The sequence below is a fragment of the Parafrankia irregularis genome (genome assembly GCF_001536285.1).
GTDB lineage: Bacteria > Actinomycetota > Actinomycetes > Frankiales > Frankiaceae > Parafrankia > Parafrankia irregularis.
The window spans coordinates 236,241-255,517 of record NZ_FAOZ01000004.1; the positions used below are offsets into that span (position 1 = coordinate 236,241).

The following is a 19,277-nucleotide window of genomic DNA, read 5'->3' on the forward strand; positions in this document are numbered from 1 at the left end:
GAGACTGGGGCCAGCGGCGCCATGGTCCGCGGACCCGCCCATCTTTTACGCACGTATAGCATTGTGGGCTGGGGCTTGAGGCGGCACTGGCTTGAGACGGCACTGAGAGGTTCCAGATGACGACACCCCGCCGGGTTGGCACGGAGACGTCGAAGACGCGCGCGGTGCTCTTGGACAGCGCCGAGCGTCTCATGCTCGGCGAGGGGTACGCGGCGGTCACCTACCGCGGCGTGGCAGCCCGGGCCGGGGTGACCTCCGGCCTCGTCCAGTACTACTTTCCGACGCTGGACGACCTTTTCCTCGCGCTGGTCCGGCGCCGGACGGAGCAGACCCTGAGCACGCTGGTCGAGGCGTTGCAGACGGGTCAGCCGCTACGCGCGCTCTGGGAGTTCTCGAACAACCGGACGGCCGGAGCCCTGATCGCGGAGCTGACGGCACTGGCGAACCACCGCAAGATAATCAGGGCCGAGATGGCGGCGGTCGGGGAGAAGGTCCGTGCGCTGACGCTCGAGGCGCTGGCCAGATCGTCGAACGACTACACGGTTCCGCTGGAGAACATCCCGGTCGAGGTGCTCGTCTTCCTGGTGACCAGCAGCCCGCGGGCGATAATCACCGAGCAGTCGGTGGGCATGTCGACGTCCCATGCCGAGACGCTCGAGTTCGTCGAGCGTTACCTCGACCGAGTCGAGCCCCGCCAGTCGGACAGCTAGCCCCGACGGCGTTCGCCTTCACGTCGCTGTGGGGGTGGATGCCGGTTTCAGGTCGTCGTCGAGATCGAGTTGCAGCGCTCCCATCATGAATGCGGAGATCTCGTAGGCGCCGACGGTGAGAACGACGTCCAGGAGCTGCTGCGTGTCGAGCTCGGCCGCGAGGGCCGCCCAGGTCGGGTCCGTGATCGTGCCGCCGGCGATCAGTTCGTCGACGGCGCGCAGCAGCGCGGCGTCGAGGGGCTCCCAGAACGGGGCGTCGGGCCCGAGGGCGATACGGCCGATCTCACTCTCGGTGAGGCCGGCGTCCAGGCCGACGGGAACGTTCTGGGCCCAGACATAGCCACACCCGCGGACGGCCGCCACCCTGATGATGAGCAGGTGCCGCTGCCGCGCGGTGAGGGTGGTGCCCCGCATGACGTGGCCGTTGAGGGTGAAAAGCGCCCGCGCGAGCTCCGGATGATGGGCGAACGTCCCCAGCGAGTTGAGCGCCCTGGGGCGACCCTCCCGGTAGGTGGCCGGGTGGCGAGGCTCGGGCGGGGTCATCGCGGCCAGCGCGTCCCGCATCCGCGCCGGCCACTGCCGGGGCGGGATGGGTTCGACTCGTGCCATTCTTCAGGGCTCCTTCCGGCTTGTCGCTTCGCCGCTTTCCTGTCGCTTCGCCGTTCGTCGCTCGCCGCTTTTGCCGGCTACCAGCGCGCGGGTGCGGGGGAGTCGAGGCGGAGCGGTCGCTGGTAGGCCAGGTCGTGCTGGTCCCGGGTGCCCTTCAGGTAGCCCTGCCGTTGGAACGCCGGCGTCTGCAGCGCCGAGGCGTCGGCCGTGAGCATGAGCTCGACGGTCGACCGCCGCAGGCTGATCTTCCAGGTGCCGTCGCGTCGTTCGAGGCGGTCGAGGTAGCGGCCGTTGATCAGGGTCGCGGTCCGGCCGTCGGGGCTGAGCAGGGTGACCAGCACGTAGCTTTCGGCGTGCGCGACGTCTCCGTCGATCTCGCAGCTGTGGGTCGTGATGTTGTGCAGGTGCTGCTGTGAGGTGGCCGCGTGCACGGTGTTCGCCCAGGCGCCGTACTCCGGCCCGGGGTTGGTCTTCGCGCCGTGCTCGTCGACGCCGTCCGGGTGATAGGTGCCCGAGATCAGGTCGAGGTCGTGGCGGTCGCAGCCACGGGCATGGTCGGCGATGCAGTCGATGATCGCTGTGCGGTCGGTCAGGTACTGGACCTGACGGCGGAGGCCGTCGAGCTCGCCGTGCTCGCTGTTCTCGCCGTGCTCGCTGTTCTCGCCGTGCTTGCCGTTCTCGCCGTGCTTGCTGTGCTTGCCGTTCTCGCCGTGCTCGTCGTCGGGCATGCGCGCTCCTTCGATGGCCGGAGTCGCTGGCGGGATTCCGGCGGGGTGCGGGCCCTCAGCCCTGCACATCGGGACCATACACATGTATAAAAGGATGCGTCCACGATTTTGAGAGCGTGATTCTCTTGCGCTCGCGGGCTCCGATGAGACCGCGGGCCCGCGAACGCGCTCGGCCCGGCCCCGGGAGGCAGCCATGCGTATCGGTCTGACCGGAGGCGCGTCGACGCCCGACAAGATCGTCAAGCAGGCCCGCCAGGCGGAGCGGGACGGGTTCCACGCGCTCTGGTACGCCAGCGTCGTCACCGGGGACCCGCTCGTCGCGATGGCGCTGGCCGGGCGGGAGACGTCCAGGATCGAGCTGGGCACCGCCGTGCTGCAGACCTACCCGTGCCATCCGCTGCTGCAGGCGAACCGGGCCGCCTCGGTCGTCGCGACCATGGGCCGGCCCGGATTCACGCTCGGCCTCGGGCCGTCGCACGAATCGGTCGTGCGCGACGCGTACGGGATGTCCTACGACCATCCGGGGCGCAGCACCGAGGAGTACCTGACGATCCTCGGCCCACTCCTGCGCGGCGAGGACGTCGACTTCCAGGGGCAGGACTGGTCAACCCGCAGCGCGGGACGGATGACGCCGCTCACCCATCCGGTGCCGGTCCTGCTCGCCGCCCTGTCGCCGCGCCTGCTGCGCATCGCCGGTGAGCTTGCCGACGGCGTGGTGCTGTGGATGGCCCCGCCGAAGGCCATCGAGACGCACATCGTGCCCCGGCTGTCCGCCGCGGCCTCGGCTGCCGGGCGACCGGCTCCCCGCGTTGTCGCGGGCCTGCCCGTGGCCGTCCACGATGACCTTGCCGAGGCCCGGGAGGCCACCGCCGCGACCGCTGCCGGGTATGCGGGCATGCCGAACTACCAGCGCATTCTCGCTCTCGGTGGCGCCGACACCCCCAGCGACGCCGCCATCGTGGGCGACGAGGCCTCCGTCCGGGCGCAGTTGGAAGCGCTGATCAGCGCCGGCGCCACCGAGGTCTGGGTGAACATCGTCCCGGTCGGAGACACCCGGGAGGCGCGGGTCGCCTCCCTGCGCCGCACTACCAGCCTGCTGCAGGAGCTCCTCGACTAACGCCTGCCCGGTAGCCCGGTAGCCCGTTTGTCAAGTCGCAAGAGTGAACGATTCGGGTCGTTCCGGCGACCGAAATCCTTCTTTCTTGCGGATCACCAAGTGAATCTCTGCCCTTTTTGAGATGAAATGTCGGTGCTGCGCGGCGGTGCGGCGGGATCATCGTTGGGTGGTGGCCGTGGGTCGGGTGTGGCCGCGTGGGGCGGGCGCCGCCCGTGGGTCGGGCGGACGTATCGTCACGAACGGTTGCCGCGCCGGCACCCTTCCTGGCACGCTGCAATTTGTCGTATGCAAATTGCGCATCCGGCCTCCCGGTGGAGTTGAATCCGTCAGGATGAGTACCGACCCAGGGCAGGGAAGGTGAGGCGGCCGCCATGGCGACCAACGCCGTCGTCGCGCGCAGACGACTTGCGCTGAGCCTCCGGGAACGGCGGCTGCGGGCCGGCCTGACCTTGGAGGAGATGGCCCGCCGGATGGAGTGCTCGCCAGCCAAGATCAGTCGGATGGAGACCGGGCGCACCGGCGTGCGCGTCGCCGACCTGCGAATGATCGCCGACGTGCTCGGGCTCGGGCCGGCCGACCACGAGGCGATGATCGAGCTGGTGCGCCAGGCCCGAGGTCGGGAATGGTGGCATGAGTTCGCCGACATCGTCCCCGAGGGGTCGGCCACGCTTTTCGGCCTCGAGGACGGCGCGCCGGCCATCAGCCAGCACAGCACGTCGATCGTGCCCGGCTTGCTGCAGACCCCCGAGTACGCCCGCGCACTGATCTCCTCGGTGGAGGGGATCACCGCCGACCTGGTTGAGCGGCGCCTGGCGCTGCGGCTGCGTCGCCAGCACCTGCTGGACCGTCCACAGCCCCCGCGGCTGGACATCGTCCTGGACGAGGCCGTGCTGTGCCGGGTGATCGGTGGCGCCGAGGTGATGGCTGGCCAGTGCCGCCATCTGCTCGCGCGTGCCGCGGCCCCGCATGTGGTCCTCCGGGTGGTGCCGTTCGACGCCGCCACGCACGCCGCGGAGGGCGTCGGTTTCATCATCTTCGAGTTCGACGGCGAGGAGGATGTGATGACTCCGGTCGTCTTCGCCGAGCAGCTGAGCCGGAGCACCTTGATCGATGACCCTGATGAGGCGGGCGGCTACCGGACCGCGCTTGCCGGCGCGCGCAGCGCCGCGCTGACGCCGGAGCGCTCCCTCGAGCTGATCGCCGCGCGGGCCGCCGGGCTGCGCTGACCCGCCGGGCTGTGCCGGTCTGCACAGACCTGTACGGACCGGCGCTGACCTGCGGCCTGCCTCTTGACCCGCCGGGGGTACCTGGGCTCGCCGCCGTCCCTCTCCCCGTGTGGGACGGCGGCGAGCCTTGCGTCCGGCCGGACGTCTCGGTGGCGGTTGGCCAGATTGCCGACCAGGCGGAAGCCTCGCGCAACTTGCGAGATGCAACTTGCAAGCTGCAGTATTGCGGATGCGTCCACCGATCTCAACGAAATGCCGGTCGTGGCCGGATGAACTGTGCGACCGGCCGGGTTGGCCGGCCCTCAGGTGACTCAGATCAGCGGCAGCTCGAACTCACCGTTACGAACGCCGCGAAGGAACGCCTCCCATTCCTCGGGAGTGAAGCGCAGGACCGGCCCGTCGAGGTCCTTCGAGTCGCGCACGCCGACACCACCCGGCTCGAGCTGCACGTCCACACAGGTGTCCGCGGCGCCCTGACAGAAGCTGCTGCGCAGCCAGGCGCGGTCGGCGGAGGCAGCGGCAGCGGCGGGGGCGGAGGTGACGGGATGCGACGCGCTGTCCAGGTGCGCGGGGCGGAACATGAACACTCCTTGATGGAAGGCCGGGACGATCGGCCGAGGCGGAGCGAGTCTCGCGGGCTCCGGACCACCGTCGGTGGACACTACGATCACACCTTTTCGTGGCCTGTTCCGAAAGGCTGCGCTGGCGCAGTGTCCGGTCAGCGCAACCAGGCCGGTGTGCGGCGATAGGCCGCGAACGCGGGCGGTGCGAGGTAGCCGGCCTGGACGAGGACGTAGAGGTAGTCGGGGTTGGTCAGCCCCACCCGGCGGTGCAGGCCCAGCCGTACCGCCCGCTCGTGGACGTGTCGGAGCCGTTCCCGTACCGCGCTCTCGCCGATACCGAGGCGGCGGGCGGCGGCGTCGAGCTGCATGGGCTGTGCGGGCAGCCGCGGCGGCCACTGCAGCAGCTCGTTGAAGACCAGCCGCACCGCCTCCTCCTGCGGGCCGGACAGTGGCAGCGGAGGCTCGGGGCTGACGGTCCAGGTGGTCGTGGGCGGTTGGGCCCGCGGGCCCTGGGTCGTCACCGTTGCGGTGTCCGCTTCCAGCAGCAGCCAGTGATGGGCCGGATCACTGGTGTCGGGCCCTTGGCGCTTCGCCCCGCCGAGCAGGCGGATCGCGAGCCGCGGCCAGCGCAGGAACTGGCGCCCGGTGATGCGCTGCGGCGCCTGGCCCCAGGGGTGCAGCATCGCGCCGTTGAGGTTGAGCACGTTGATGTCCCAGCCGTCCTCGGCGGCCGTCACCTCGATCGCCTTTCGGGAGATCCCCCGGTTGAGGACCTCGACGCCGAGCCTGAGCTCGCCCTCGCGGCCGACGACAAGTGTTCGGCCGACCTCGACGGACAGCCCGACGGGCACACACGACCGGCCGGGCTCGTACTCGTAGGCCAGGATCCACCGCTCACCCGCGCTCATCGTGCCGATACCCCGCTCTCCCGACTCCGTTTCGGTGGTTGCCGCGCGAACGGTATTTTTTCGATCCACCGCCTCGCCGGGTCCGGCGGGTGCGCCCGCGATGGCGGGATGATGCTGGGGTGTAGTGACTCCGCGGGTGGGAGCGTCAGGAGATCCCGACAGGTGTCGGCGGCGCGCGGTTCCGCAGGCGGACGACAGCCTCAGAAGATCGCCGGTGTCCGCCGATGATCGAGGTGAAACCGCATCGGCTCGGTGAGAGTGGACGACTCGGAAATCCCGGATCGCCGCGGTCGGTTCGGGCGCCCTGAGGCCGGTCGTCATACCTGGTGGGTGGTGACGGATTGCCCGCCCCCGGCCTGCTTGGCCTTGTACATGGACATATCCGCGGCGTTCAGCAGGCGGTCCGGACTGGTGCGGCCCGCGTCCGAGATGGCGACTCCCGCGCTGGCGGTCACCGTGTGGAGGACGCCCTCCACCGAGATCGCCTCGCCCAGGCGGGCGATGACCCGGCGGGCCAGCCGCTCCATCTGGCCGCGGTCGCGCACCTCGGTGCAGACGATGGCGAACTCGTCCCCGCCCAGCCGGCCGACGAGATCGGTGGGCCGGACGGCCCCTGACAGGCGGTTGGCGACGGCGCGCAGAACGGCGTCCCCGGCTGTGTGGCCGTGGTTGTCGTTGATTGTCTTGAAGCCGTCGAGGTCGAGGAAGATAACCGCGACGGAACGGCCCTGGCCGCGGGAGGGGTCGAGGGCCTGGCCGAGGTGGTCGAGGAGCGCTGCGCGGTTGGCCAGCCCGGTCAGGTCGTCGTGCTGGGACCGGTACCGTAGCTGGCGTTCCGCGGCCAGCCGCGTGGTGGCGGAGACCAGGACGTCCGCGATGGCCCGAACATGTTGTTCGTCGTCCGCGACGTCCACAACGTCCGCGGGTGCGCCGGCGGTGTCGGTAGTGGTGTCGGTGTCGGCGCCGGTGCTGGGCCGCTGCACCACGACGACCCGTGCCGACCGGCGGCCCTGCCCCGCGCCCGCCACCAGTGTCTGCCAGCCTGGGACGACGGACGCGTACCGGATGTCGCCGGCCGCGGGGGTGTCACTGGTTCCGGCGAGGTGGGCGGCCACGAGGCTGGCCCAGCCGGGGGGTGGGCCCAGCGCCGCTCCGGGCACCGTGCAGGCCATCGGAGCCGTACAGCCGACATCCCACAGTGAGACGTGCGCGTTCAGTGAACCGGCGAGTGTTCGCACTGCCAGGCGCCACAGTGCGGCCGAGTCGGCGGTCTCAAGAGCCTGATGGGCGAACCGCGCGACGACGGCCTGTCGGGTGCGGGTCCGCTCACGGGCCGTGACATCCACCCCCACCCCGACCATCCGGGTCACCTTGCCGTGGGCGTCCAACAACGGGGTGAGGCTGACATCGACCTGGCCGCCGACGGCGGCGGCGGTGGTACGTGCGACGACGTGGCCGGACTGCGCGTCGCGCAGAAGCTCGATGAGCTCCTTCTCGTCGGCGAAGACCTCGAAGACGGAGGAGACCGTCGACTGTGCCAGCCCGGCGACAGCTCCCGGGGCGATACCACCGCCACCGATCAGCACCCGCCCGGAGGCGTCCAGCAACGCGAAGCTGACCGGGCTGTGGGCGAGGATCGTCTGCACCTGCTCGCGCAGCAGGTCGCCGTCGGCGCGGTCCTGGAGGAAGCACGCGCAGTCAGCGCGTCCGGGCCCTGATGCCAGTCTGGTCATCACGACCGGCATCGCGGAGCCGCCCGGCCGCCGGATCACCATGGCGTGGCGGTCTGGCGAGGAGTGCTGGTCGCGAGGGAGCAGCTCGTCCCACTCGTCGAAGGACAGCTGGGACATCAGCGGGGTGCCGAGCAGTTCGGGCCGGTCTCGGTCGAACAGGGCGACCGCGCGGTTGTTGAGATAGGAGATGCGCTCGTCCGGCGGGGTGACCACTACGACGCCGACCGGCAGGTCGTCGACCAGCTTGCGCCATCGCACTGTTCCTCCCGCCGCCCCGCCGGGTTTCCCATCCATCGGGACCTACCCAGGGCTACGCGGGGGCTATCGCGCCGCTGAGGCTGTCCGCCCGGTGCGTACTGGTCAGGGGCCGGGCGGACACCGGACGTGTCAGGACACGGGCTGCACCTGCCCGCAGATCGGGGCGTCTCCGACGACCTCGAAGTTCTGCCCGCTGGAGTCCACCCGGACAAGGTTCAGGCAGGCGCTCGGCAGCGTGTAGTCGGTCAGGTTCGCGGCCGGGCGCACCAGGCCGCCCGCGTCGTACTGCAGGACCGAGCGCAGCGCGCCGATGAAGCCGTCCCGGGTCGGGCAGGCCCCGGCCGCGTTCAGGCCGCGCAGCATCAGGTCGGCTGCCAGCCAGCCGTTGAGTGCCAGCTGGCCCTGCTGCGTGGAGACCTCGGGGGCGTACTGCGTGAGCGCCGCGTAGAACTCCTGGTGGGCGGGCAGCTGCAGCTCGAACGGCGCGGTCACCTGCGCGACGTACATGCCCGCGTACGCGCTGCCGCCGGACCGCAGGGTCTCCTTGTCGTACCCGTTGGGGAACAGCGGGACGGTGATCTGCGCACCCTGTGCCCTGAGCGCCGGTGCGAGCCCGGCCCAGATCTCAGGGGTGATGACACCGGTCACGATGTCGGCCTTGCTGCTGGCGATGGCCCTGGCCAACGTGGTCATGCTCAGGAGCGGGTCGAGCTGGAGATTCTGGTAGACGGTCTGGATGCCCTCCCGCTGCATGCTGGCGGCGATGGTGGTGGCCAGCTCCTGCGACGAGGGAACTCCTACCACCGCGAGCACCGCCGCCCGGGTGCCACCCAGGTTGTGGGCGATCTGGCCCCACGCGCTGGTCACCGCGCCCTGGCTCAGCAGCGAGCTCCAGGTGAACATGTTCCGGTGCTGGGTCCAGGCGACGGAGGGCCCGACTCCGGTGACCGGCACGCCCTGTTCTTCCAGGTACTGGGCTGAGCTGCCCTCGGCTACCGACGCCTCCACGACGGAGAAGACCTGTTCCCCCTCGACGAGTCGCTGGGCCTCGGTGCGGTTGCTGTCCGCGGACGCCTGGTCATCCGCCCAGATGGTGCTGATCTCGCGGCCGTGGACCCCACCGCGGGAGTTCTCGAGCGCGAAGCGGGCCGTGATCCCGCCGCGAAATCCCTGGAACGACGACGAGAAAGGCCCCGTGTCCGGGTACATGACGCCGACCTTGACGGCATCCTGTGTCACCCCCGGTGAGGTGCATGCCTGCGCGGCTTCGCCACCGTCCTTGTCCGCGCCGCCGCCCGTGCAGGCGCCCGCGACCATCACTGCCGCGCTGAGCAGGGTGGCAGTCACCGACCTGCGTAACCTTCGTCGTCGGTCCCGAGGAGAGCCGGTGCCGACGGTACGACTACGGGCACCGTTCCCCTCTTCCGGCGCGGCGGTACGCGGCGTGTGCACAGGAAGCCCCCCACCTGGTGATGCTGGTCGCAGAACTGTCAGTTCGAGGTTCGCGGACTATATCGACCAGACCGGGGCGTGGGGTATCCCATCGGGGCAGGTCAGGGCCATCGGGCTGCTGATCAGCGGTCTCCCGTGGGGCTGCGTTTACGCCCGGGGACTTCCGAACAGACCTGCGTCAGGTGCAGGACGCCGGGCCGCGACGTGGGAGGTTCCGCCGATGATGGCTTTTGGGCCGCGGAGGCCCTGTGACCTGGGCCGTCGAAGTGACCCGGATCGTCGGAGTGACCTCGGCGGTCGGAGTGACGTCGGCCGTCGGAGTGACCTGGGCCGTCGGAACGGACGGGTCCGGTCAGCCCTGCTGCTGGCGGCGGGGCTCGGGGCGGGTTTCGCCGGCGGGCGCATCACTCGTGCGCGCGCCCCGGTGGGAAGAGCGCCTGGTGGTGCACTGGCCTCGGTCGGGGCCGGCGCCGAGCCGACCGATCCGGTGTCGCCGCTGCGCTTCGGGGATCAGCCCGATCTGCTGGCCACCGAGGATGCCGCGAGCCCGCCGTTCGAAGGACTGTCCGCCAACACCCGTTTCGCCAACGAGGTCCTCGGTGCGGACATGTCAGACTGAAGGTCATGCGGGCGGTGGTGCAGACGGTCAGCCGCGCGTCGGTCACCGTCGACGGCGATGTCGTCGGCTCGGTGGAGAACGGCCTGCTGGTTCTGGTTGGCGTCACCCACACTGACGCCACGGCAACCGCCGAGAAGCTCGCGAGCAGAATCCACAATCTGCGGATTCTGGATGGCGGACGGTCGGCCGCGCAGATCGACGCGCCCGTACTGGTCGTCAGCCAGTTCACTCTCTACGCGGACACCAGCCGCGGCCGGCGTCCAGGCTGGCAGGACGCCGCGCCGGCGCAGATCGCCGAGCCGTTGGTCATGGCCGTCGTCGAGAGGCTGCGCGCCTTGGGCGCGCGGGTCGAGACGGGTCGTTTCCGCGCGCACATGCTGGTCGAAAGCGTGAACGTCGGCCCGCAGACGATCATTCTCGATGTCGACGGCGCGTGAGCGCGATGTGCCGGGGCGGGGGTCCGTGACGGCCGGACCGTGACGGTCGGTCCGGCCTGGTTCGTGTCCCCGCCCCGGCTGCTCGGCAGCTACAGGCCGAGCGCGTCCTTGATCAGATCGAAGACGAAGCCGCGCTGGAACATGGTGTAGGTCGGCGTCAGCTCCACGTACGACTGGCCGGTGACGGCCTGGCCGTTGATGGTGCCGGTGACGCTGGAGGCGCCTTCCCAGTACGACCCGTTCGACAGACCCGAGATCGACAGCTCCTGGTCAAGAAGCTTGGGCGTGATGGTCAGCGTTCCGCCGGGTACGGTGACGGTCCACTTCGAGTCGTAGGTGTACCCCGTGTGTGGGCTGGTCCAGGTGCCCAACGGGGTTTCACTGACCTGGGTCGGGTTGAGCTTGACGGTGCTGCCGTCGGCCTTGACGAGGGTGCCGACCGTCTCGACGATCTGCTCGTTCTCGTCCTTGATGAAGTACAGCATGTACTGCGTGTTGTTCGAGAGCTGGATGGCGAACCAGTCCCAGCCGCCGGTGCCGGGGGCGAAGTCGCCCCACTGGTGGTCCTGCCAGGCGATACCTGTCACGTTTACCAGCACGCCGTGGTCCCACAGCGTCCCCTTGACCTTCAGGTTGGTCTGCGAGTAATACGCCGACTCGCCGAACGGGCCGTAGGGAATCACCCCGGCGTCACCGTGCAACGCGGTCGGGGTGGACTGCGTCAGCGTGAGGTTGATCGACGAGTAGCTGAGGTCCGAGAAGCCGGCGAAGAGGTGGTTCACACCGTTCTTGCCGTCCATGTGCGTCGTGCCGACGGTGTTGTTGAAACCGCCGCCGCTGGGCACGACGTCCGGCTGCAGGCCCACCATTGACATGTTCTGCGTGAACGTCCCACGGGTGATGTCGCTGATCGCGAGGTGCCCGTTGTAGGCGGCTGCCACCGGCTCGGTCGCGAGGGCGTCGAGGCGGATGTGGGTGACCTCGAACCCGTACTCGTGCTTCTTGCCGAAGACGTCGGTGCCCTGGAGGTGGCCGGTGAAGTACCACCACTCCATGGTGGTGTCAGGGTGCGCGGCCTCGTCGATCGGCAGCGATACCGGCGCCATGGTGGCGGATGCGGAGGGGGCAGCCACGAGGAGCAGAAGCGGGGTGCACATCGCGCCGATGGTGACCATCAGGCGCCTACCTCGACGGCGGCCCGACCATAATCCGCTGATTTTCATCAACTTGCCTCCCAAACGCTGGCTGGTGGTAGAGGCGCGCGACCGTGCGACGACTCTGCGCATCCGTCGACCTGAGGGAAGAGCCTGAGCCGGCGACGAGGCTTGGCTATTCCTTAAGATCTCCTGGATTCCCGGTCAGCTTCGATGAGAAGGCCGATGACCCGCATCCGTAGAACTACGTGGATGTCCACGTGCGCCCGCGGAGGTGAAGGCGTCGCCGGGCGAGGACGTACCGGCGAGGACGTACCGGCGAGGTCGTACCTGCGGAGGGCGTACCTGAGGGGATGCGACCGGGACGTACCTAACCAGGGTGTACCGACCGGGAGCTTCCGTTCTTCTCCTTGCGGCGGCGCTTCGAGTGGTACATCGCGGTGTCAGCCTGGTGCAGGATATGTTCCGCGCTGGTGGGCCGGCCGTCGGCCAGGGCGAGGCCGATGCTGATCTGGATCTGCGCGGTGTGGCCCGAGAGCGCCACCGGTTTGGCCATGGCCGCCTTGATCCGTCGTGCGCACTGCTCGCCGGCGACCCGCGGGCTGGTGTCCGGGTCGGGGCCGGAGTCGGCGAGCAGGACGGCGAACTCGTCGCCGCCGAGGCGGGCGGCGAGGTCGTCCTGGCGCACGGCGGTGTGCAGCCGGGCCGCCACCGTGCGCAGGAGCTGGTCGCCGGCGTGGTGGCCGTGGGTGTCGTTGACGGCCTTGAAATGGTCGATGTCGCAGAAGAGGACGACCACCGGCCGGCCATGGTCCTGATGGGTGGCGACCGCGTGTTCGAGTTCCCGGGTGAACAGGGCGCGGTTGGCGAGCCCGGTCAGTCCGTCGTGGTCCGCCTGATACTGGAGGCGATGGTGCGCCAGCTTCACGTCGGCGACGAGCCGGCGGTTCTCGGTGACGCTGACGATCTGCCGGAGGCTGACCAGCGCGGCGAGTCCGATCGCCAGGTACAGCGGGAGGTCGCGTAGCGCGCCGTCGCGCACCGCCGTCGCCAGCACGAGGGAGGCGGCGAGGCTGAGCGGCAGGTAGGGCAGATAGGCGTGCAGCCAGGGGCGGATCTCGGGTCGCCGCCGGCGGCGACTGGTCGGCGCTGTGCCACGGCCCCGCAGCGGTGGCTGCGCGGGCGCCCGCTCGGGGGCGATCATGGCGAAGGCGACCAGGAGCGGGCCGGCGGCGGCACCGATCCACTGCTGCACGGTTGCCCGCACGTCGACCTCGCCGGGCAGGCTGAGCCGGACCAGCGCCGTCTCGGAGACCGCGGTCGCGATGATGCCGCAGGCGAGCAGGGCGAGCGCGCGGCCGTTGTGGGGCTGGCGGAACGCGGCCACCAGGATCAGAACGACCAGCATCATCGCCGCGGTGAGGATGAAGGCGACAGCGATGATGAACGACGTCCCGGTGACCACCGTGGGGGTGAGGTCCCGCAGCTGGGCGTACCAGGCGATCAGGAGCATGGACAGGACGATCAGGAGACTGTCCAGGGTGATGATCGTGTGGGAGTAGCGCGGGGTCCAGCGGGTGGCGTGCTGCGGGGGTGCTCGGGTCGGCCGGCCGTCGGCCACCGGCGCCGCCGGCATGCAGATCAGGCCGACGGTCGTGAGAACCGGGGCGAGCAGGAACAGGCCTTCGATCGGCGTGAACTGGAGCGTCATCGGATTGCCGGAGGAGTACTGGATCGTCCACTCGACGGCGGCGGGAATCGAGGACAGCGGGCCCGCCGCGACGAGCAGCCGCCAGCGCCGGTCCACCCCCCGGGTGCGCACGATTCCGATGATCGCGAGAGACGTCGTCACCACGCTGCAGGTGAGCACGGTGGCCGCCTGCGCGATCAGACGCGGCTGGCCGGGCAGCGCCAGCTGGCCCGTGGCCGACAGCGCGAGCAACGTCAGGACCGGCACAAACAGAACATGGAAGGTCCGCTCATTTACCGGCCGGACCTGTGTGGCGACGGCGCTCGCGCCTCCCGCGGCGCCGGCTCTGCGCGAGTCGTCCATCCGCGGTGTTCGGCCTGATCGTGTCTCGATGCCCCCGTCTTCCAAGGGCTTGCCTCCTTCGATACCTGGCCTCCCACGATGCCCGGTCCGGAGAAAGCGCGCAGGTCTGACGATCGCGCTTCGTGTTCGAATGGCGCCGGTACGGGTTGTCGAAGGGGCGCGGGGTGGCGTGCTCTACCGGGCCGGTGCCGGGTAGAGGGGGTGTGTGGCTTGGCTGTGGACTCACGGCGCGGTTCCTGACAGGGCCGCCGGCGATCGAGCCTTCTTCGTCGGTCCGCCGCTGATCGGGTCGATCTTCCTGCTGTTGCTGGCGGTCATGCCCGGCTCCCCGGACTATCTGCAACCCGGCGCCCTGGCGGCGGCCAGCCTCGGGGCGGTCACCGTGGCCGCGACGTGCGCCGCGCCGGCGCGGTGGCTCCGGCGGCTGACTCTGGCCTCGTGCGTCGGGATGACCTCCGTGGTGGCGGCCATGCTGGCCATGGCGGGATCCGACGAACTGGCCATCACCCTGCTGTTCTGGTTCCCATGGGCGGGTGGCCAGGCCGGGCTCGCGTGGAACCGGCTCGGCGTCGTCATGGCGCAGGCCGTCGTCATGACGGCCCTCGTTCTGGGCGTTTTCAGCGTGAACGGGCGTCTCACGGAGTACCCGCTCGCCGCGGTGGGCAGTGTCCTGGGGGTGCTGGCCGCAGGACCGCTGGCCCATGGGTCCTTCCGGTGGGGGCGCACCCGAACCTTCACCGACTCCCTGACGGCGCTGGCGAGCCGCCCAGGCCTGATCCAGGCGGCTGATCCGCTCATCGCCGGGAGATCGGCGGCGGGGTGCCAGACCGTGCTGATGGTCGTCGACCTCGACCACTTCAAGGAGATCAACACCGCGTTCGGCTACGAGGCGGGCGACGACGTCCTGCGGACGTTCGGCCGCTGGCTCCGCCTGGTCAGGCCGCCGCCGCTGCTCACCGCCCGGCTGGGCGGGGACAAGTTCGCACTGCTGCTGCCCGGTGAGCCGGCTCCGCCCGGGGCGGCCGGAGCCGGCTGGGTGTCGCCCGGGCCGGAGACAGCCGATCCAGCGCTCGCCGACCTCGGTCGGGACGTCCTGCGGCAACTCGACGGCCGGCTGCGGATCGGCGGTGTGGACGTCGAGGTGGAGGCGACGGCGGGACTCACGTCGGCGCCCGCCTGCGGGAAGCGGGTCATCGAGCTGCTGTCGTGCGCGGACGCCGCGCTCGCTGACGCCAGGCGCAGCGGCGAACGGGTCGGGGTGTGGACGACCGGGATGGCCGCGGTGCGGCCCTGGGAGCTCGCGCTGCACGCCGAGCTGCGTTCCGCGATCGACCAGGGCGAGCTGGAGCTCTACTACCAGCCGATGGCGCAGGCGGCGACCGGGCAGATCGTCGGGGTCGAGGCGCTGATGCGCTGGCGCCATCCGTCCCGTGGGCTGCTTCCGCCCGGATCGTTCCTGCCGATGGCCGAACGTTCCTCGCTGATCGTCGAGCTGACCTGGTGGGAGCTCGACGAGGCGTTGCATCAGTGCGCGCGCTGGCGGGCGGAGGGGATACCGGTGGCCGTCTCCGCGAACCTGTCGCCCCGGCTACTGGTCGTCGACGCGCTCCCGAAGGTGGTCGCCGGGCGGCTGGCTGCCTACGATCTCCCCCCTGACGTGCTCACGCTTGAGATCACCGAGAACGCGCTGGTATCCCAGCCGGCCCGGGCCGCCGCGATGCTCAGCGAGCTGCGGGTCTCCGGCGTGAAGCTGTCGATGGACGATTTCGGGACCGGCTACAACTCCATGGAGATCCTCAAAGCGCTGACCTTCGACGAGATCAAGATTGACCGAAGCTTCGTCGTGGACGCCCAGGGCAGCCTCCCGGACATGGCGATCGTGCGGTCGGTGGTCGACCTGGGGCACCGCCTCGGCCTGCGTGTGGTCGGCGAGGGCATCGAGGACGAGTCGAGCGAGCGGATTCTCACCGAGCTCGGCTGTGACGTCCTGCAGGGCTACGCGGTGTCGGTGCCGTTGCCTGCGCGGGAGCTGACCCCACTGCTCGCCGCCGGCAGTCGTTCGGCTCCGGCCGCGGGGCCTGGGCCGGACAGCCCAGACCGGCGGGCATGCCCGACTGCGCAGACCTCCCGGAAGGGGCAGACCTCCCGGAACGGGCAGGCCTCCCGGAACGGTCAGGACCCCTGGAACGGGCAGACCTCCCGGAACGGGCAGGTCTCGCCGAACGGGAAGCCAGCCCGGGCCACCTCGGCAACCAGGACGGATGCCGGTGACGAACACGCGGCGGTCCGAGGCGTCACACCGAGCCTCCAGGACCGCTGGGCGCTGGGCGGTCTCCCCGCGCCCGTCCCGGCCGATGAGGACTCCCGGCTGGCGGCGCTGCGGCGCTATCACATCCTGGACACGCCCGCGGAGCCCGAGTTCGACGAGGTGGTCGTGCTCGCCGCCCAGATCGCGGACTGCGCCAACGCCTATGTCGTGTTCGTCGACGCCGACCGGGAGTGGTTCAAATCGAGTCATGGCCGGCAGATCGTCAGCATTCCCGGCCGGTCGGGTGTGGCGGCCCATGCGGTCTGGTCCGGCGAATACCTGGAAATCGCCGACGCGGCGCGGGATGTGCGTTTCGCGCACGTGGTCGAATCCGATCCGCCCGCCCCGGTGCGCTTCTTCGCCGCGGCGCCGCTACGGACATCCGACGGGCATGTGCTGGGTGCGCTGTGCGTCGCCGACCGGATGCCTCGCCAGCTCGCCCCGGGCCAGCGGCATGCGCTGGGCAACCTCGCCGCCCAGACGATGCGGCTGTGCGAGGCACGCCGGGACCGAATGATGAGCGAGCAGGCCGCGAGCGGGCTGGAACGCCTCGACCAGTTCTGGCATCCCGACGACCTGCCCGCCGCGGCCACCCTGATAGCCGACGTCATCCGTGCCCTCGTCGGCGCGGACGCGGTCGGAGTGATGATGGCGAAGATTCCGGGCGCGACCGTGTTCGAGGCGGCCGGCTGGTCGGTCGCACCGGGAACCGAGCCGATGACGAAGGTGGGGGCCCGGGCCACGCCCGACGACGAGGCGGCGCTGCGTGCGCTGTCGAAGCTGCGGGCCCCGCTGTTCGTCCCGGATCCCGCGGGTACCCCGCTTATCCCGAACGAGCGGGTGGATCGGCTGAAGATCGGCTCCGCGATGGTGGTTCCCATGCCGGACGAAGGCGGCCTGCTCGGCTTCGTCACCGTCCGGTGGACGCAGCCGATCCGCGCCGTGGAGCCGTCCGTCATGCGGGCGGTGACCATGTTCGCCACCCCGGCCCGCTGCACCCTCGCGCGGCTGCGGTGGATGGCGTGCCGTCCGGCGCCACAGCGGGACCGCTACGGCAGGGGAGCGTGACGCCTGGCCCGAAGTGGTTTCTGGATTCGCCGTGCGATCGCGTGGGTAGCAGCGTTCGGTGACGACCATTCCGCCCGCGGCCGCAGCGGGTCTGCCGGCGGCCGCAACGGGCCCGGTCGCCTTCGTGCTCGGCGGCGGCGGGATGCTCGGCGCCGCGGAGATCGGCATGCTCCGGGCGCTGCTGGAGGCCGGATGCCGGCCCGATCTGCTCGTCGGGACGTCGGTCGGTGCCATCAACGGCGCCGCGGTCGCCGCCGACCCGACGGTCGCCGCGCTCGATCGACTGACCGAGCTGTGGTCGGACCTGGGCAGCTCGGAAATCTTCGCGGGCGGTCCGGCGAAGCGTCTGGCCACGGTCGTCCAGCATGGCTACCTGCACTCGAACGCCCCGCTGCGGCGGCTGCTGCGCCAGCAGCTACCCGCCACGTTCGAGGAGCTGCCGGTGCGCTTCCAATGCGTGGCCGCGAGCATCGAACGGGCGGCGGCGCACTGGTTCGGTGCCGGGCCGCTGGTCGATGCCGTACTGGCCTCCTGTGCCGTGCCCGCGCTGCTCCCGCCGGTGCGGATCGATGACGAGCACTACGTCGACGGGGGTCTGATCGACAGCACGCCGGTGGGCCGGGCGGTGTCGCTCGGCGCGCGCACGGTGTACGTGCTGCACGTCGGCAGGATCGAGCGACCGCTGCGACCAGGCCGTTGGCCGTGGGAGGCTGGGCTGGTCGCCTTCGAGATCGCCCGGCGCCGCGGCTTCGCCGATGCGATGGCCAACCTGCCGGCGGGGGTGACGGTGCACGTCCTGCCGGTCGGTGACGGGAACGGGGCACCGCTGCTCGGACTGCGCTACCGGTCGGCTTCCGGTGTCCGTCGCCGGATCGAGCGGGCCCGGGAGGCCACCGCCGCCTACCTCGAACGGCCCGCGCCGGTCGGCCGGCCCCAGGCCGCCGCCGAGCCGGCCCGAGGTGAACGCGAAGAGCGCGAGGTGAGCGCGAGGTGAGGGTGCCGCCGCGCGCTGTGCGCCGCCTTCTCATCGACCCCCTGTTCGTTCTGTTCGCCGTCGTGGGAGCAATGCTCGGCGCCGCCGTCGCGGTGCTGGGCCTGGCCAGCGCTCCGCTGGACCGGCGGCTGCGGCTGAGTCGGGCCGCCGCGCTCGCCGCGGTCTACCTGGTCGCCGAGACGGTCGTGATCATCATCGGATTCGGGTTATGGCTGGTTCGTCCGCTGCTGCGCGCGCGGTGGGAGCAGGCCAATCTCGCGTTGCTGCGTGCGACGCTGGCGCTTCTCATGGCGGCCGCGGGCCGGCTGACGCGGTTCCGGCTGGCGGTGCAGGAGCCGCCCGCGGGGTCGTTCGACTGCGCCGGTCGACCCGTGCTGGTCGCCAGCAGGCATGCCGGCGCCGGCGACTCGTTCGCGCTCATCGATCTGGTCGCCAACCGTTACCGGCGCACGCCGCGGGTCGTCCTGCTCGCCACGCTCCAGCTCGATCCGGGGATAGACATCCTGCTCGGCCGGCTCGGTGCCTGTTTCCTGCGGGCCGGGGCCGATGGCGCCGACGCCACCGCGGTGGCCCGGATCAACACCCTGGCGGGCGGGCTGACCGCCGGTGATGCCCTGGTGATCTTCCCTGAGGGGGCGAACTTCACCGTCCGGCGTCGCCGCCGCGTGATCGCGGGCCTGCGCCGGCGCGGGCAGAACGTGCGGGCGGAGGTGGCGGAGAACCTCACCCATGTGCTCCCGCCGCGCTCGGCCGGAGTGCTCGCCGCGCTGGACCCGGGCACCGTTGCCGGGACGGTGGTGGTCGCCCACACCGGCCTGGACGGTCTGGTCAGCCCGGGGCTTCTCTGGCGGGCCCTGCCCCTGGCGACACCCATGACGATGCGCTGGTGGTGGTTCCCGGCCGGCAGGCTGCCGACCGCCCGTGCGGAACGGACGGACTGGCTCACCCTGCAGTGGGCTGTGGTGGACGCCTGGATCGACGCCCACCGGCCCGCCTGCCCATCCGTCCCGCACCACCCGCAGCAGTCCCCGGTCTGACGCTGCCCTGGTCTGACGCTGCCCTGGCCTGACGTTGCCCCGGCTGGTGTCCGCCGCGCCGCACAGCGCCAGCAAATCACATTAATAGCGGCAAAAGGTGCGCAGTGTAGCTTGGTAATCGACAAGAAGTGAGGATTTTGGTTGTCCAGTCGACCAAAATCCTCACTTCTTGCTCTGCGTCAGCGGAAGCTCCGCTGGCGCGGAAGCTCCGGCAGCGGAGGCCCAAAGCTTGACCTGTGGCCTCGTATCGGTGTCGCTGCTGGGCAGGATCGAGGTTCGAGCTATGGCTTCGGGCCGCTGCTG

The 19,277-nt window shown here is 70.6% G+C and carries 16 protein-coding genes; 8 read left to right on the plus strand and 8 right to left on the minus strand.

The genetic code is table 11. The features are described 5' to 3' along the window. Positions 1–116 precede the first annotated feature (116 nt). Positions 117–710 (plus strand): TetR/AcrR family transcriptional regulator, encoded by a 594-nt coding sequence (locus AWX74_RS08045; RefSeq protein ID WP_091273275.1) that lies wholly within the window; start codon positions 117–119, stop codon positions 708–710. Positions 711–728: 18 nt separating this feature from the next. Here the strand turns inward: AWX74_RS08045 and AWX74_RS08050 are convergent, their stop codons facing one another. Continuing rightward, complete coding sequence (locus AWX74_RS08050) at positions 729–1,319, minus strand: carboxymuconolactone decarboxylase family protein (RefSeq protein ID WP_091273277.1); 591 nt, start codon at positions 1,317–1,319, stop codon at positions 729–731. A 77-nt stretch (positions 1,320–1,396) separates the two neighbouring features. After that, on the minus strand, positions 1,397–2,047 hold the full coding sequence (locus AWX74_RS08055) for a nuclear transport factor 2 family protein (RefSeq protein WP_226931143.1): 651 nt from the start codon (positions 2,045–2,047) through the stop codon (positions 1,397–1,399). 193 nt (positions 2,048–2,240) lie between these two features. Here AWX74_RS08055 and AWX74_RS08060 point away from each other — a divergent pair, with 193 nt between their 5' ends. Together AWX74_RS08060 and AWX74_RS08065 are read left to right on the plus strand one after the other, a co-directional pair. Then, complete coding sequence (locus tag AWX74_RS08060; RefSeq protein WP_091273280.1) at positions 2,241–3,164, plus strand: TIGR03564 family F420-dependent LLM class oxidoreductase; 924 nt, start codon at positions 2,241–2,243, stop codon at positions 3,162–3,164. A 371-nt stretch (positions 3,165–3,535) separates the two neighbouring features. Then, positions 3,536–4,390 (plus strand): helix-turn-helix domain-containing protein, encoded by an 855-nt coding sequence (locus AWX74_RS08065; protein WP_091273282.1) that lies wholly within the window; start codon positions 3,536–3,538, stop codon positions 4,388–4,390. 311 nt (positions 4,391–4,701) lie between these two features. Here AWX74_RS08065 and AWX74_RS08070 read toward each other — a convergent pair whose 3' ends face one another. The 4 genes from AWX74_RS08070 to AWX74_RS08085 form a co-directional block, all read right to left on the minus strand. Beyond that, on the minus strand, positions 4,702–4,971 hold the full coding sequence (locus AWX74_RS08070; RefSeq protein WP_091273284.1) for a DUF397 domain-containing protein: 270 nt from the start codon (positions 4,969–4,971) through the stop codon (positions 4,702–4,704). A gap of 137 nt (positions 4,972–5,108) precedes the next feature. Further along, positions 5,109–5,861: a mediator of RNA polymerase II transcription subunit 31 gene (locus AWX74_RS08075; RefSeq protein WP_091273286.1), complete on the minus strand. Its 753-nt coding sequence runs from the start codon at positions 5,859–5,861 to the stop codon at positions 5,109–5,111. Positions 5,862–6,178: 317 nt separating this feature from the next. Beyond that, a complete protein-coding gene (locus AWX74_RS08080) occupies positions 6,179–7,852 on the minus strand; it encodes a sensor domain-containing diguanylate cyclase (RefSeq protein WP_165615519.1) in 1,674 nt (557 codons plus the stop codon). A 129-nt stretch (positions 7,853–7,981) separates the two neighbouring features. Then, positions 7,982–9,199, minus strand: coding sequence for an ABC transporter substrate-binding protein (locus AWX74_RS08085; protein WP_091273291.1), 1,218 nt, complete (start codon positions 9,197–9,199; stop codon positions 7,982–7,984). Between the two features lie 529 nt (positions 9,200–9,728). Here AWX74_RS08085 and AWX74_RS41170 point away from each other — a divergent pair. Next, entirely contained in the window at positions 9,729–9,923 is a 195-nt protein-coding gene (locus AWX74_RS41170; RefSeq protein ID WP_226931142.1) for a hypothetical protein, read from the plus strand. A gap of 5 nt (positions 9,924–9,928) precedes the next feature. Next, positions 9,929–10,360 (plus strand): D-aminoacyl-tRNA deacylase, encoded by a 432-nt coding sequence (gene dtd / locus AWX74_RS08095; RefSeq protein ID WP_091273293.1) that lies wholly within the window; start codon positions 9,929–9,931, stop codon positions 10,358–10,360. A gap of 89 nt (positions 10,361–10,449) precedes the next feature. On the opposite strand, the gene AWX74_RS08100 is transcribed toward dtd, so the two are convergent. Both AWX74_RS08100 and AWX74_RS08105 read right to left on the minus strand, forming a co-directional pair. Next, on the minus strand, positions 10,450–11,535 hold the full coding sequence (locus AWX74_RS08100; protein WP_091273296.1) for a lipocalin family protein: 1,086 nt from the start codon (positions 11,533–11,535) through the stop codon (positions 10,450–10,452). 349 nt (positions 11,536–11,884) lie between these two features. Next, positions 11,885–13,471 carry a GGDEF domain-containing protein gene (locus AWX74_RS08105; protein ID WP_193209778.1) on the minus strand — a complete coding sequence of 529 codons (1,587 nt, stop codon included), beginning with the start codon at positions 13,469–13,471 and terminating at the stop codon, positions 11,885–11,887. A gap of 301 nt (positions 13,472–13,772) precedes the next feature. Here AWX74_RS08105 and AWX74_RS08110 point away from each other — a divergent pair, with 301 nt between their 5' ends. The 3 genes from AWX74_RS08110 to AWX74_RS08120 are packed head-to-tail and all read left to right on the plus strand — an operon-like array spanning position 13,773 to position 18,974. Further along, positions 13,773–16,943 carry an EAL domain-containing protein gene (locus AWX74_RS08110; RefSeq protein WP_091273301.1) on the plus strand — a complete coding sequence of 1,057 codons (3,171 nt, stop codon included), beginning with the start codon at positions 13,773–13,775 and terminating at the stop codon, positions 16,941–16,943. Positions 16,944–17,001: 58 nt separating this feature from the next. Beyond that, complete coding sequence (locus AWX74_RS08115) at positions 17,002–17,937, plus strand: patatin-like phospholipase family protein (protein ID WP_091273302.1); 936 nt, start codon at positions 17,002–17,004, stop codon at positions 17,935–17,937. After that, positions 17,934–18,974: a 1-acyl-sn-glycerol-3-phosphate acyltransferase gene (locus tag AWX74_RS08120; protein ID WP_091273303.1), complete on the plus strand. Its 1,041-nt coding sequence runs from the start codon at positions 17,934–17,936 to the stop codon at positions 18,972–18,974. Before AWX74_RS08115 ends, AWX74_RS08120 begins: the two co-directional genes overlap by 4 nt. The last annotated feature ends 303 nt before the right edge of the window (positions 18,975–19,277 follow it).

Excerpts from the sequence above, each read along its gene's own strand:
- AWX74_RS08045 (WP_091273275.1), top strand. The coding sequence starts at position 117 with ATGACGACACCCCGCCGGGTTGGCACGGAGACGTCGAAGACGCGCGCG.
- AWX74_RS08050 (WP_091273277.1), bottom strand. The coding sequence starts at position 1,319 with ATGGCACGAGTCGAACCCATCCCGCCCCGGCAGTGGCCGGCGCGGATG.
- AWX74_RS08055 (WP_226931143.1), bottom strand. The coding sequence starts at position 2,047 with ATGCCCGACGACGAGCACGGCGAGAACGGCAAGCACAGCAAGCACGGC.
- AWX74_RS08060 (WP_091273280.1), top strand. The coding sequence starts at position 2,241 with ATGCGTATCGGTCTGACCGGAGGCGCGTCGACGCCCGACAAGATCGTC.
- AWX74_RS08065 (WP_091273282.1), top strand. The coding sequence starts at position 3,536 with ATGGCGACCAACGCCGTCGTCGCGCGCAGACGACTTGCGCTGAGCCTC.
- AWX74_RS08070 (WP_091273284.1), bottom strand. The coding sequence starts at position 4,971 with ATGTTCCGCCCCGCGCACCTGGACAGCGCGTCGCATCCCGTCACCTCC.
- AWX74_RS08075 (WP_091273286.1), bottom strand. The coding sequence starts at position 5,861 with ATGAGCGCGGGTGAGCGGTGGATCCTGGCCTACGAGTACGAGCCCGGC.
- dtd (WP_091273293.1), top strand. The coding sequence starts at position 9,929 with ATGCGGGCGGTGGTGCAGACGGTCAGCCGCGCGTCGGTCACCGTCGAC.
- AWX74_RS08100 (WP_091273296.1), bottom strand. The coding sequence starts at position 11,535 with ATGGTCACCATCGGCGCGATGTGCACCCCGCTTCTGCTCCTCGTGGCT.